We start from the raw sequence: 14178 nt of genomic DNA on the forward strand, positions 1-14178 counted from the left end.
GTCAACTTTAGTGGATGATGAGAAGATAACATCGAGAAAAGACCATATTGGTCTTTTCTTTTTTATGTTTAGTGTGATGAAAACGTGCTTCTTAAAGTTTAAAGGCTCTATAATCTCTACAGTAGATTTATCCACTACAGAAATGATAGAGCCGAACATTACAGGTTTTTTTGAGTGTATGAAAAAAGTCCCATATGACCTATAAATGAAAAGCACCTACACTATCATTAGAATAAATCACATGGAACAACTTTATAATACTACAGAATTGATTGGAAATTTTTGTCTTAGCTTCAGTTTAGGGAGCCCTGGCTCCAATAGCTGTCGATTGAAACTGTTACAGAGTCCTTATTTTCCATTACCAAATAATTTTTTAAATGTTTTTGTCTGATTTTTTAAAGGAGACAACTGATTTAAATCGACATCATGTGCAAAACCACTAATTGATCCTTGTGAGGTATATTGATGTAAATCGTATTTTAAATCAGTCTTGGGAGCAGCGTTGTAATAACCATCATTATAACCATAGGTTGGAATCCAGATTGCTGTGAACTTTTTGGTTGAAATACTATGTTCCTCAAGGAAATAGGTTCCAACATAAATCCCAATATTTTTAGCGCCTAATGATGCTAACTTAGCACGAAAAGCTTCTACACCAGCATTCATGTTCTCCATAGTCTTTTCTTCAACATCCAACCAATAGTAAGTTGGTTTGTACTTTGAAGCAGCTTTATAAAAGCTTTCAGCTGCTTTTTCCATTTCCTTCTTGCTATTACCTGCTACATAAGCGTAGACAGCAACAGGGATATTTCGTTTTTGAAATTCTTCAATATGGCGTTGATAAGATTTATCAATTCCATTTAGATGTGTAGCTGCATTTTCTTTTTTTGCTTGTGCTCCGCTATGCACGCGTATAATGGCACCAGAAATGTTTTTTGCTAATTGATCATAGTTGATATCACTTGGTCGTTGCCAGCCTGATAAGTCAATAATAGGTTTGTAGGCTTTATCTTCCTTGTTAGAATCAGAAGTGTCTTTCTCTTTAGCAGGGATAGTTGATGTTTGTTCAGTGGTAGCCTTTTGCTGTTTCGTTTCTTTGCTTTCTGCATAATACTTCGCTCCCACAATAATCATAATGAAGCTTACAAAAAAAGCAAATATAACAAGCGGTTTAATCCTCTTTCTCATATAAATTCATTTTAACGTAAAGTTAGATAAAAAGCAAAATAAATTAGTAGAAAAAAGGCATTTGTCACCAAATTGAAATATTAAGGAAAGCGGTTTATTGGTCATTGCTTAGTTATGTGTGTAGTAATACTTTTTCAAATCAATAATGTAGCCAAAATTCATAGCCTTATCTTTATTTTAGTTAAAGTTTAGCCTAGATAGCAAAAGGATTGCAAAAAAACCGTTCGTTAAATACTTTTATTTTACCTTAGAAAATGGTATAATGTTCGGTGAAAATTAAGAATATAGGTGAACTATGAAAATTGATAAACGCCACCTACTGAATTATTCCATTTTGATTCCTTATTTAGTTTTATCTATTTTGGGACTGATAGTTGTTTATTCAACGTCAAGTGCTACTTTGGTACAGGTGGGAGCAAATTCGCTCAGATCTGTTTTAAATCAAGGGGTTTTCTGGATAGTCAGTTTACTTGCTATTGCTTTAATTTATAAAATAAAGTTGGATTTCTTAAAGGACAATCGACTGATTATCATTGTTATTTTTGTAGAAATCTTGCTTTTAATTTTATCTCGTGTTCTTGGTGCACGAATCAATGGAGCTCATGGTTGGTTACGGTTTGGGCCAATTAGTCTTCAGCCGGCTGAGTATTTAAAAATCATTTTGGTTTGGTTCTTGGCATTACGTTTTTCTCATCAGCAAGATGAAATCTCAATTTATGACTATCAGGCTTTAACACGAAATCAAGTGATTCCACGTGCACTAAATGATTGGCGAATTATTGTTCTCATTCTAATTGGAATTGTAGCAGCATTGCCTGATTTAGGAAATGCGACAATTCTTTTATTGACAGCCATGATTATGGTTGCAGTTAGTGGGATTGGTTATCGTTGGTTTTCCACTTTTCTTGGTGTGCTAATTACTCTTTCTACAGTTGTTTTAACCAGTATTTGGCTCATTGGTGTGGAAAAAGTCGCCAAGGTTCCTGTGTTTGGGTATGTAGCAAAACGATTTAGTGCCTTTTTTAATCCATTTAAGGATGTGTCAGGTGCAGGTCATCAGCTAGCTAATTCCTATTATGCTATGAGTAATGGCGGTTGGTTTGGCTTAGGATTGGGAAACTCTATTGAGAAACGCGGATATTTGCCAGAAGCACAGACAGATTTCGTTTTTTCCATTGTTATTGAGGAATTTGGCTTTATTGGTGCCAGCTTGATTTTAGCTCTTTTGTTTTTCCTTATTCTACGGATCATTCTGGTGGGAATTCGAGCGAAAGATCCTTTCAATTCTATGATGGCTCTTGGTGTTGGTGGAATGTTACTGACGCAAACCTTTGTTAATATTGGGGGAATTTCAGGTTTAATTCCATCGACTGGTGTAACCTTCCCGTTCTTGTCACAAGGTGGAAATAGCCTGTTGGTATTATCCGTTGCAATTGCTTTTGTGTTAAATATTGATGCGAATGAAAAACGCGAAAGTTTGTATAGGGAAATAGAAGAAACCAATCACGGTTTAAGAGTTGTTCGCTAACTTGAGATTGAGCAAAAGCTTACTGAAAGGTGTAGATCATGTCACTTCAAAAATTAGAAAATTACAATAATAAGGAAGTCATCCAAGAAGAAGTTACGATTTTGACGGACTTACTAGAAGAAGTTACACAAAATATGTTAAGTCCTGAAACCTTTGAAAAAATCATCGCTTTAAAAGAATTGGCAGCAGTTGGAAATTACGAAGGATTAAATGAAATTGTTCAGAATCTGTCTAACAAGGAAATGTTCTATATTTCACGTTATTTTTCTATCTTGCCTCTTTTAATCAATATTTCAGAAGACGTTGATTTAGCTTTTGAAATTAACTATCAAAATAATGTTGGTCAAGATTATCTTGGAAAATTATCCACAACAATTGATTTAGTTGCTGAAAAGGAAAATGCCGCTGAAATTTTGGAACACTTAAATGTTGTACCAGTTTTAACAGCTCATCCAACTCAAGTACAACGGACAACCATGCTGGATTTAACAAATCATATTCACGTTTTGTTGCGTAAATATCGCGATGTGCGGATGGGATTGCTCAATGAAGAAAAATGGCATAATGATCTTCGTCGCTATATCGAAATTATTATGCGTACGGATATGATTCGTGAGAAAAAATTAAAAGTGACGAATGAAATCACCAATGTGATGGAATATTACAATAGTTCTCTCTTGCAGGCGGTGACAAATCTAGCAGAAGAATATAAGCGTCTAGCTAAAAAGCATGGGATTAGCTTGAAAAATCCCACACCCATTACAATGGGAATGTGGATTGGTGGTGACCGGGATGGGAATCCATATGTTACATCCGAAACATTGAAAAAATCTGCTTTGACACAATGTGAAGTGATTATGAATTACTACGATGCGAAAATTGCCAATCTGTATCGTGAATTCTCTTTGTCAACAGGTATCGTTAAAGTCAGTGAAGCGGTGCAGGAAATGGCTTATCTGTCAGAAGATAATTCTATTTATCGCGAAAAAGAGCTGTATCGCCGTGCTTTTTACTACATTCAAACAAAACTGAAAAATACCAAGACTTACTTTATTGACCAGGCAGAAGTAGAACCACACTATCATAATATTGAAGAATTTAAACATGATTTGCTAGCTATCAAACAATCTCTTCTTGAAAACAAAGGAGAGGCAATGATTTCTGGTGAATTTACTGAATTGTTGCAAGCAGTAGAAGTGTTTGGTTTCTATCTTGCGTCCATTGATATGCGTCAAGATTCAAGCGTTCATGAAGCCTGTGTGGCAGAATTGTTAGCCAGTGCAGGAATAGTGGAGCATTATAGCGAGCTTTCTGAGGGCGAAAAATGTCATGTCTTACTAAACGAACTGCTCTATGATCCACGGATTCTCTCTGCAACACACGCTGAAAAATCAGATCTCTTACAAAAAGAATTACAGATTTTTCAGACGGCTCGTGAGTTGAAGGATATGTTAGGAGATGCTGTCATTAAACAAACCATTATTTCTCATGCAACAAGTGTATCCGATCTTTTAGAGTTGGCTGTAATGCATAAGGAAGTTGGTCTCATTGACAAGGAATCTGCACGCGTGCAGATTGTACCGCTCTTTGAAACCATTGAAGATTTGGATAATTCCTATGATACGATGAAGAAATATTTATCTCTTCCTATTGCTCAAAAATGGATTGCCTCTAATAATAACTATCAGGAAATCATGCTTGGTTATTCAGATAGTAATAAAGACGGTGGCTACTTATCATCCTGTTGGACCCTCTATAAAGCTCAACAGCAATTAACAGCTATTGGAGATGAGTTTGGTGTGAAAATCACCTTCTTCCACGGACGTGGTGGGACAGTTGGACGTGGTGGTGGTCCTACTTATGAAGCTATTACCTCGCAGCCACTCCGCAGTATCAATGACCGAATTCGCCTGACAGAGCAAGGAGAAGTCATTGGTAATAAATACGGAAATAAGGATGCCGCTTACTACAATTTAGAAATGTTGGTTTCAGCGACGATCAACAGAATGATTACAAAGAAAAAGAGCGATACTAATACGTCCAATCACTACGAATCCATTATGGATCAGGTGGTAGACCGAAGCTATCAAATTTATCGTGATTTAGTCTTTGGCAATGAGCATTTTTATGATTATTTCTTTGAATCAAGCCCAATCAAAGCTATTTCTAGTTTTAATATTGGTTCAAGACCGGCTGCTCGTAAAACTATTACGGAAATCGGTGGTTTACGTGCTATTCCATGGGTCTTCTCATGGTCGCAAAGTCGTGTGATGTTTCCTGGATGGTATGGTGTTGGATCTAGTTTTAAAGAATTTATTGATGAAAATCCAAAAGAAAATCTAGCTTTTTTAAGAAAGATGTATAAAAATTGGCCTTTCTTTCGATCACTTTTATCTAATGTGGACATGGTGTTATCTAAGTCGAATATGAATATCGCCTTTGAATATGCAAAACTATGCGAAGATGAAAAAGTTCAAGAAATCTATTACACAATTTTAGATGAGTGGCAGTTGACCAAGAATGTCATTTTGGCTATTGAAGATTATGATGAATTGTTACAGGAAAATCCATACTTGCGAGACAGTTTGGATTACCGCATGCGTTATTTTAATATCTTGAATTATATTCAGTTAGAACTCATCAAACGCCAACGCCGTGGAGAGTTATCTCCTGACGAAGAAAGGTTGATTCACGTCACAATCAATGGAATTGCGACTGGACTGAGAAATTCAGGCTGATGAAGAATAAAAAATCGGACTATTTCCGATTTTTTTATATTTTTGTAACCAGAAATGCTTCCAATTCGTTATACTAGTGAAGGAAGGGGGATGAGAATATCAAATTAGATGATTATGAAAAAGTCTTGATTGCCTTTGCGAAAGAAATCGTCTATTATCTGCAAGGCTCAGGCGTTCCAAAAGAGCAAGCAGAAGATGTTGTTCAAGATGTTTTTATCAAAATGCTAGAGTCTGATTTTGTCATCCCTGCTGAAAAAATGCGAGCTTGGATGTATCGTGTGTCTATTCGTCGTTATATTGATAAATACCGGCGTGATAAGCATTATATGGAAATTCTGAGACGAGATTTTTTTACAAAGGGAAATCAATTGATTGTTGAAGGATCAGACTACGACTTTCTCATGGAGGAGGTGGAAAAGTTGCCAATGCGGGATAAAATCATGTTGGATCTTTATTATTTTCAAGGGTTCTCAATAGGCGAAATAGCAGAAGTGCTTCATTATTCTAAAAGCAAGGTCAAGGTTCAGCTCATGCGCAGTCGAAAGAAACTTCGACAAGTTTTGGAAAAGAAAGGATATCATCATGGAAACTTTTGAAATCGTTGCAAAGAAAAACAAAAAGAGAAATAGAAATCGAATCATTCTCTGGTCAATAACAGTAGTGGTAGCATTTTTGGGAATATATATTGGTGCTCGTATGGTTACGGGAAAACTTATCAGCAACCAAGCTTGGAAGGTAGTCAATGAGGTACAACTAGTTGAAAGCGTTGCTTTTCCTAATATTGAAACTTATACCTGGTCTGCTAATGGTGGGGACATGTTTCATGGTGGTATTAAAGGTAGACAAGCTAAAGATATTTATGGAATTCCACTCGACTATGGTGAATATAAGGCAGATTTTGGAATTTTTAATATCAATCGAGGAATCCTTTTTCATGCAAATTCTGGCAGATATACAGAATCTGGGGCAACTATTCAAATAGAAAATAACCAAAAGGTGCCACAATTCTACAATAAAAATGCGAAAGAAGAGAAAGGAGCACCTGTCCATAAACCAACTAGAGAGCTTCCTTATGTAAAGGAAATGCAAAATCAATTAGTAGAGGTAGCACTGACCTTTGATAAACCATATAGTTTAAAAGAAATTCGAGCAATGATTCCTAAGAATCTTAAAACCAATTGGTATTGGATTGGTACAAATTCAACAGGTGATCCAAGTTGGTGGCAACCAAGTAATCTATACGGCACGAGTCCAGATTATCTAACGAAAAAAGAATATGTTCATAAAAAGGAAGCAGAAGAAGCTATTAAAAATCTCAAAGAAGGAGAGAGACTGAGTAACAGAGTTGCCCAAATGAAAGATGTAGATGGATTCTTGGTTAATTTAAAAAAATATATTGCGACTGACATTGGAAAAAGTACCTACAATAATGTAACTCCGTCAGATGACATTAAAACCTACTTGAAAAAATTTGGTAAGCTAGACTTGTCTAAGAAAGAAGACCTAGAAAAATTAGAATTCTCAGGAGTCATCCTAACAGGAAAAGCTGAAAATTTTGCACAGTTGGAAGGTAAGGAGTGGATTTATGCATCAAGCATTGGAGCTTCTATACCAAACCAACCATACTACAAGTTAGACAAAGAATAAATTGATAAAAAAGGCGTAAAACACTTGCAATTTGAAGAAAATTTGATAAAATAGTAAGGAAAGTTAGACTGTATTGCCTACTGTCTATCTATAAAATATATTTTATTGGAGGCTTTTACTCAAATGGCAAAAGAAAAATACGATCGTAGTAAACCACACGTTAACATTGGTACCATCGGACACGTTGACCATGGTAAAACTACCCTAACTGCAGCTATCACGACTGTACTTGCACGTCGTCTTCCAAGTTCAGTTAACCAACCAAAAGATTATTCATCTATTGATGCTGCTCCAGAAGAACGCGAACGCGGAATCACTATCAACACTGCACACGTTGAGTATGAAACTGCTAAACGCCACTATGCTCACATTGACGCTCCAGGACACGCGGACTACGTTAAAAACATGATCACTGGTGCCGCTCAAATGGATGGAGCTATCCTTGTAGTAGCTTCAACTGACGGACCAATGCCTCAAACTCGTGAACATATCCTTCTTTCACGTCAAGTAGGTGTTAAATACCTTATTGTCTTCATGAACAAAGTTGACTTGGTTGACGATGAAGAATTGCTTGAATTGGTTGAAATGGAAATCCGTGATCTTCTTTCAGAATACGATTTCCCAGGTGATGATATTCCAGTAATCCAAGGTTCAGCACTTAAAGCTCTTGAAGGTGATGAAAAATATGAAGACATCATCATGGAATTGATGAATACTGTTGATGAATATATTCCAGAACCAGAACGTGATACTGACAAACCATTGCTTCTTCCAGTCGAAGATGTATTCTCAATCACTGGACGTGGTACTGTTGCTTCAGGACGTATCGACCGTGGTACTGTTAAAGTCAACGATGAAGTTGAAATCGTTGGTATCCGCGAGGAAATCCAAAAAGCAGTTGTTACTGGTGTTGAAATGTTCCGTAAACAATTGGACGAAGGTCTTGCTGGAGATAACGTAGGGGTTCTTCTTCGTGGTATCCAACGTGACGAAATTGAACGTGGACAAGTTCTTGCTAAACCAGGTTCAATTCATCCACACACTAAATTCAAAGGTGAAGTTTACATCCTTACTAAAGAAGAAGGTGGACGTCATACTCCATTCTTCAACAACTACCGTCCTCAATTCTACTTCCGTACTACAGACGTTACAGGTTCAATCGAACTTCCTGCAGGTACTGAAATGGTAATGCCTGGTGATAACGTAACAATTGATGTTGAGTTGATCCACCCAATTGCCGTAGAACAAGGAACTACATTCTCTATCCGTGAAGGTGGACGTACTGTAGGTTCAGGTATGGTTACAGAAATCGAAGCTTAATTCAGTTAAGTTCCCAGATGAACAATTAAAGTCAGACAAACGAGCTCCGCTATTGCGGGGCTCTCTTTTTTATGATTTCATTAGACTCAGTCTTTATTTCTATAGTAAATTATGGTAAAATGATAGATGTAAATAAAAAAAGAAGAGGTATGTGAAATGTCACGTAAACCATTTATCGCTGGTAACTGGAAAATGAACAAAAATCCAGAAGAAGCTAAAGCATTTGTTGAAGCAGTAGCTTCTAAATTGCCTTCATCAGAACTTGTTGAAGCTGGTATCGCAGCTCCAGCTCTTGACTTGTCAACAGTTCTTGCAGCTGCTAAGGGTTCTAATCTTAAAATTGCCGCAGAAAACTGCTATTTTGAAGATGCTGGTGCTTTCACTGGTGAAAACAGCCCTAAAGTGTTGGCTGAAATGGGCACAGATTACGTTGTAATTGGTCACTCAGAACGTCGTGAATACTTCCATGAGACAGATGAAGATATCAATAAAAAAGCAAAAGCAATCTTTGCAAATGGTATGCTTCCAATTATTTGTTGTGGTGAAACACTTGAAACTTATGAAGCAGGTAAAGCCGCTGAATTCGTAGGTGGACAAGTTTCAGCCGCTCTTGCTGGCTTATCAGAAGAACAGGTTTCTTCACTTGTTATCGCATATGAACCAATCTGGGCTATTGGTACTGGTAAATCAGCTAGCCAAGATGATGCACAAAAAATGTGTAAAGTTGTTCGTGACACAGTTGCAGCAGATTTTGGCCAAGCAGTAGCGGATAAAGTTCGTGTACAATACGGCGGCTCAGTAAAACCTAACAATGTTGCTGAATACATGGCTTGTCCAGATGTTGATGGCGCTCTTGTTGGTGGTGCATCACTTGAAGCAGAAAGTTTCCTTGCGTTATTAGACTTTGTGAAATAATTCTTATAAAAAGTGATCAGCTTGCTAGACTTTTATAGCAGGCTGATTTTAAAATGGAGAACAAAAGTGAGAAAGAAAAGTTTATTTTATTTAACAAGCACAGCTATTTTAATTGCAGCTAGTTCACATCAAGTTTTTGCCGCTGAATCTGTAAAAGCTTCTACTTCAGAAAGAACAGTAGAGCTCAATAAACAAGAAGCTGATCCTTCACCTAAATTCCAAACAAAAGAAGCGACTCAGGCCTCTCCAGTAAATCAAGTAACTTCATCTTCTTCATCTGAAAATGAAGCAACTGATTCCTCGACTGCTTTAACTGAGGAGGCTAAAGCGTCTAAAGAAAAATCAGTTGTGAAAGAAAATCCAGTAGTTGCAAATGAGACTAAAAAAGACAATAAATCAACTTTTTTTGCTGCGCAAAATAATCAAGCAACAGCTAGGAGTAATACTGCTGCACAAGTGAAAAAATCAACTTTTGTAGATGTCAGTAGTCATAATGGTTATATCAGCAAAGAAGATTATCAGCGCTTAGCTGAAAAAGGAGTAAGTGGCGTTGTTGTTAAACTAACAGAAGGAACGAGCTACAAAAATCCTTATGCAGCTTCCCAAATACAAAATGCGCAGGCGGCAGGTATGCAAGTGTCAGCTTATGCTTTTTCTCATTATACTAATGAAGCAGAAGCAAGGGCAGAAGCTCGCTATTTTGCAGAGGAAGCCAGAAGATTAAATCTTCCGTCATCAACTGTTATGGTAAATGATATTGAAGATTCCGATATGCTTTCGAATATCAATACAACCACTCAAGCTTGGGCGGATGAAATGCGGCGTATGGGTTTTTCCAATTTGATGTACTATACAAGTGCAAGTTGGCTTGATCGAAACAATCTCAGAACGAAAGGACCAATCCAAACAGAGAGGTTTGGTTTAGAGAATTTCTGGGTAGCCCAATATCCAACTTCAAAATTAAGTGCTGATGATGCAAAAACATTGAAATATAATAGTGAAGCAGGAGCTTGGCAGTTTACTTCGCAAGCTGAGTTGCTACCTGGTCGCCACGTGTTTGATCAAAGTGTTGATTATACTGGACGTTTTACTGATCATGCACCTATTGCAAAAAATGCTTTATCCGGAACGATTAGTATTAAAAATAATAATCCTGAAACAGGAACCTTTGATGTGATTGTCTCAAATGTCGGTGCACCTTATGGCGTTCGTGAAGTGAAAGTGCCAATTTGGTCCAGTGTCAATGGTCAAGATGATATTATTTGGTATACAGCTGCTAGACAATCTGATGGAACTTATAAAGTAACGGTTAAGGCAAGTAATCACAAAAACTCGGTTGGTGAGTATAATATCCATCTTTACTATGTTCAAAATGATGGCCAATTAGTTGGTGTGACTGGAACGAAAACAACTGTATCCATTGGTAAGCCCAAAGGAACAATTACCATTCAAAACAACAATCCCAATACAGGAACCTTTGATGTGATTGTATCAGGTGTTTCTAATCCAGCTGGTGGAGTGAAGACAGTCAGTGTTCCAATTTGGTCTAGTGTCAATGGACAGGATGATATTATTTGGTATACAGCTGCTAGGCAAGCTGATGGAACTTATAAAGTAACGGTCAAGGCAAGTAATCACAAAAACTCGGTTGGTGAGTATAATATCCATCTTTACTATGTTCAAAATGATGGTCAATTAATTGGTGTAGGTGGAACGAAAACCAATGTTTCTATTGCTAAACCACAAGGGAAAATTACTATTGCTAATAATAATCCTGAAACAGGAACCTTTGATGTGATTGTTTCAGAAGTTTCCAATCCAGCTGGTGGAGTGAAGACAGTTAGTGTTCCAGTTTGGTCTAGCGATGGTGGACAGGATGATATTATTTGGTATACAGCTGCTAGACAAGCTGATGGAACTTATAAGGTGACTGTTAAAGCAACTGATCATAAACGATCCACAGGTGAATATAATATTCATCTATATTATGTTCAACATGATGGTCAGTTAGTAGGAGTGACTGGAACAACGACAACTGTTTCGATGGCTCGTCCTAAAGGTACTTTGACAATTACGAATAATAATCCGAATGCAGGAACCTTTGATGTGATTGTATCAGGTGTTTCCAGCCCATATGGTGTTCGCGAGGTAAAATTACCGACTTGGTCTAATGTAGATGGTCAAGATGACATTATCTGGTATACTGCTAAAAAGCAAGCAGATGGAACCTATAAGGTAACGGTTAAAGCTAGTGATCATAAATATTCAACGGGCATATACAATGTTCATCTTTATTATGTACAAGATGATGGTAAATTAGTAGGTGTATCAGGGACACAAACAGTTGTTTCTTTAGCTAAGCCACAAGGACAAATTACCATTCAAAACAATAATCCTCATACTGGGACCTTTGATGTTATCGTGTCAAATGTTTCTAATCCTTACGGTGTACGCGAAGTCAAGTTGCCAATTTGGTCTAGTGTGAATGGACAGGATGATATTATCTGGTATACGGCAGCTAAGCAAGCAGATGGAACCTATAAGGTAACGGTTAAAGCTAGTGATCATAAAGACTCGGTTGGTGAGTATAATATTCATCTATATTATATCCAAAATAATGGTAAACTGGTGGGTGTAACTGGAACAAAAACCAATGTTTCCGTTGCTAAACCACAAGGGAAAATTACTATTGCCAATAATAATCCTGATACTGGGACCTTTGATGTGATTGTATCAGAAGTTTCCAATCCAGCTGGTGGAGTGAAAGCAGTTAGTGTTCCAATTTGGTCTAGTGTCAATGGGCAGGATGATATTATTTGGTACACTGCTACAAAGCAAGTCAATGGAACCTATAAAGTCACAGTCAAAGCCAGTGATCATAAATATTCGACCGGTTTATATTATGTTCATTTATACTATGTTCAAAATAATGGAACATTGATTGGAGTAGGTGGTACATCAACCAATGTCACAATTTCTCCAGATAAGCTGAAACCAACTGGAAAAATCACTATTCAAAACAACAATCCCAACACAGGAACTTTTGAAGTTGTCGTATCCAATGTTTTCAGTCCCAATGGTGTTCGTGAAGTGAAACTACCAACTTGGTCTAGTGTCAATGGACAAGATGATGTTAGTTGGTACACAGCCACAAAACAAGCTGATGGAACTTATAAATTATTTGTCAATGCTAGTAATCATAAAAACTCCACTGGTGAATACAATGTCCATCTATATTATGTCCAAAATGATGGTCAATTAGTTGGTGTGGGGGGGATTAAACTTCAAGTTAACAAAAGAGTCTATGAAACGCCATATTATTCTCAACGTGATAGTCGTTGGGCAGGACGAACTTATGGTGGCTATACGTTTGCTGCAACAGGCTGCGTTCCAACGACAGTCGCTATGGCAATTTCTGGTATTACAGGACAGACTGTCTTGCCAACGACTGTGGCCGATTATCTCTATCATTCTACGAATGAATTTAATAAGAGAAGTTACGGAACAACGAGCCACGGAATTGTATTAGCAGCACGGCATTGGGGTCTAAAAACAGAGACTTTAGGGTCAACTGCAGCTGTACGAGAAGCACTTGCTATGGGGCATCATGTGCTTGGTGCAGTAGGAACTAGTGTGTTTGCAAATTATCCTGTCACACATGAATTAATCATGAAAGGTTATAACAACGGAATGACCTATGTAATGGATCCTTATAATGCTAGTAATAATGGCTATTATTCAGTAGATTATTTATTTAGAGTACGGAGTTTGGATCCAACTGATAATACAGAGGGGTCACCATTTATGACAATCAGAGCGTAGGTTGTACTTATTCTGATGAGAATGAAAAATATATATTTTGACCCGTGGTGCTATATATAAAAACATAACAATTTAATAACGATTGCTATATTTTATTGTGAATATTGGTACAGTCAATTAGTTTGTATTGCAGTAGTATGTATAATTAAGAAAAGGTAAATTTACATGGGAAAATTAGAGCTTAACAGCACAATGCTTGAATTGAAAAAGTCAGAGGGAGCAGGTTTTAAGACATTTGCACTTTGCTATCTGCTTTATATTGCTGTAATGGTTATTTTTCAGATTATATTCAGAGGCAGTCAACAAATCGTAGGAGTTCTTGCTGGCTACTTCGCTGCAATGCCCGTTTGTGTGGGCTTTATGGTTAAGGTCGGTAAAAGGAGCTTTGCATCTCTGGGGATGAGTAAAGAAAAGTTTTTACTCAGATATTGTGCCGGCTGGCTTGTCTCTCTTGTTATGCTGGCAATTGTGTGGGGGATTAATATTCTGCTTGGCGGGGTGAGCTTTCAGTTCAATAAGAACTTCAACATAACAGTCTTCTTAATGTTACTTGCCGGATTTGTAGTTCAGGGCTTTATGGAAGAGTTTTTGCTTAGAAGCCTGTTGTTTACTCAGATTGCTGTAAAGTGGGGCATGGCTGCGGGTATAATTTCCAATTCGATAATATTTGGACTCGGACACATCAGTAATTCAGGTGCTTCCGCGATCAGCCTAATCAATACCGTTCTAATCGGAACATTTGCAAGCCTTATATTCTACTATTATGACAATGTATGGCTGGTGAGCGGATTTCATTCGGGATGGAATTTCATATTGGGACCAGTTTTCGGCATTATAGTGAGTGGCTTTGCACAGCCTACAAGCGTACTTCTCACTGAGGCGGACATGAATCAAACCATATTGAACGGAGGCAGATACGGCTTTGAAGCGGGACTGCCCGTGACTGTTATATCTATTTTGCTGATAGTGATTTACTGGGTTAAAATTATACGCAAGCCAAAGGCTGTACCGGGATAATAC

Annotated in this window: 9 protein-coding genes; 8 read left to right on the plus strand and 1 reads right to left on the minus strand. The window is 37.4% G+C overall.

Annotation, left to right across the window (positions count from 1 at the left end):
• Positions 1-348 precede the first annotated feature (348 nt).
• Positions 349-1188: a glycoside hydrolase family 25 protein gene (locus HMPREF1654_RS01835; RefSeq protein WP_014829626.1), complete on the minus strand. Its 840-nt coding sequence runs from the start codon at positions 1186-1188 to the stop codon at positions 349-351.
• Between the two features lie 295 nt (positions 1189-1483).
• Here HMPREF1654_RS01835 and ftsW point away from each other — a divergent pair, with 295 nt between their 5' ends.
• From ftsW to HMPREF1654_RS01875, 8 genes are all read left to right on the plus strand, one after another.
• Positions 1484-2716 carry a cell division peptidoglycan polymerase FtsW gene (ftsW, locus tag HMPREF1654_RS01840; protein ID WP_004233960.1) on the plus strand — a complete coding sequence of 411 codons (1233 nt, stop codon included), beginning with the start codon at positions 1484-1486 and terminating at the stop codon, positions 2714-2716.
• A 38-nt stretch (positions 2717-2754) separates the two neighbouring features.
• The gene (ppc, locus tag HMPREF1654_RS01845) at positions 2755-5454 is read left to right on the plus strand and encodes a phosphoenolpyruvate carboxylase (RefSeq protein ID WP_004233931.1); all 2700 of its coding nucleotides are present in this window, start codon (positions 2755-2757) and stop codon (positions 5452-5454) included.
• 125 nt (positions 5455-5579) lie between these two features.
• On the plus strand, positions 5580-6050 hold the full coding sequence (locus HMPREF1654_RS01850; RefSeq protein ID WP_003068536.1) for an RNA polymerase sigma factor: 471 nt from the start codon (positions 5580-5582) through the stop codon (positions 6048-6050).
• On the plus strand, positions 6037-7101 hold the full coding sequence (locus tag HMPREF1654_RS01855; RefSeq protein WP_004233975.1) for an anti sigma factor C-terminal domain-containing protein: 1065 nt from the start codon (positions 6037-6039) through the stop codon (positions 7099-7101). The genes HMPREF1654_RS01850 and HMPREF1654_RS01855 overlap by 14 nt, the downstream gene beginning before the upstream one ends.
• A 123-nt stretch (positions 7102-7224) precedes the next feature.
• The gene (gene tuf, locus HMPREF1654_RS01860; protein WP_003073108.1) at positions 7225-8421 is read left to right on the plus strand and encodes an elongation factor Tu; all 1197 of its coding nucleotides are present in this window, start codon (positions 7225-7227) and stop codon (positions 8419-8421) included.
• 156 nt (positions 8422-8577) lie between these two features.
• Positions 8578-9336 (plus strand): triose-phosphate isomerase, encoded by a 759-nt coding sequence (gene tpiA / locus HMPREF1654_RS01865; protein WP_003073106.1) that lies wholly within the window; start codon positions 8578-8580, stop codon positions 9334-9336.
• Between the two features lie 66 nt (positions 9337-9402).
• Positions 9403-13158: a GBS Bsp-like repeat-containing protein gene (locus HMPREF1654_RS01870; protein WP_004233907.1), complete on the plus strand. Its 3756-nt coding sequence runs from the start codon at positions 9403-9405 to the stop codon at positions 13156-13158.
• Positions 13159-13323: 165 nt separating this feature from the next.
• Positions 13324-14175: a CPBP family intramembrane glutamic endopeptidase gene (locus HMPREF1654_RS01875; protein WP_003068543.1), complete on the plus strand. Its 852-nt coding sequence runs from the start codon at positions 13324-13326 to the stop codon at positions 14173-14175.
• Positions 14176-14178 lie beyond the last annotated feature (3 nt).

The sequence above is a fragment of the Streptococcus intermedius SK54 = ATCC 27335 genome (genome assembly GCF_000413475.1).
Classification (GTDB): domain Bacteria; phylum Bacillota; class Bacilli; order Lactobacillales; family Streptococcaceae; genus Streptococcus; species Streptococcus intermedius.

What these genes read in the sequence shown, in the direction of transcription:
- HMPREF1654_RS01835 (WP_014829626.1), bottom strand. Translation starts at nt 1,188, where the DNA reads ATGAGAAAGAGGATTAAACCGCTTGTTATATTTGCTTTTTTTGTAAGC.
- ftsW (WP_004233960.1), top strand. Translation starts at nt 1,484, where the DNA reads ATGAAAATTGATAAACGCCACCTACTGAATTATTCCATTTTGATTCCT.
- ppc (WP_004233931.1), top strand. Translation starts at nt 2,755, where the DNA reads ATGTCACTTCAAAAATTAGAAAATTACAATAATAAGGAAGTCATCCAA.
- HMPREF1654_RS01855 (WP_004233975.1), top strand. Translation starts at nt 6,037, where the DNA reads ATGGAAACTTTTGAAATCGTTGCAAAGAAAAACAAAAAGAGAAATAGA.
- tuf (WP_003073108.1), top strand. Translation starts at nt 7,225, where the DNA reads ATGGCAAAAGAAAAATACGATCGTAGTAAACCACACGTTAACATTGGT.
- tpiA (WP_003073106.1), top strand. Translation starts at nt 8,578, where the DNA reads ATGTCACGTAAACCATTTATCGCTGGTAACTGGAAAATGAACAAAAAT.
- HMPREF1654_RS01875 (WP_003068543.1), top strand. Translation starts at nt 13,324, where the DNA reads ATGGGAAAATTAGAGCTTAACAGCACAATGCTTGAATTGAAAAAGTCA.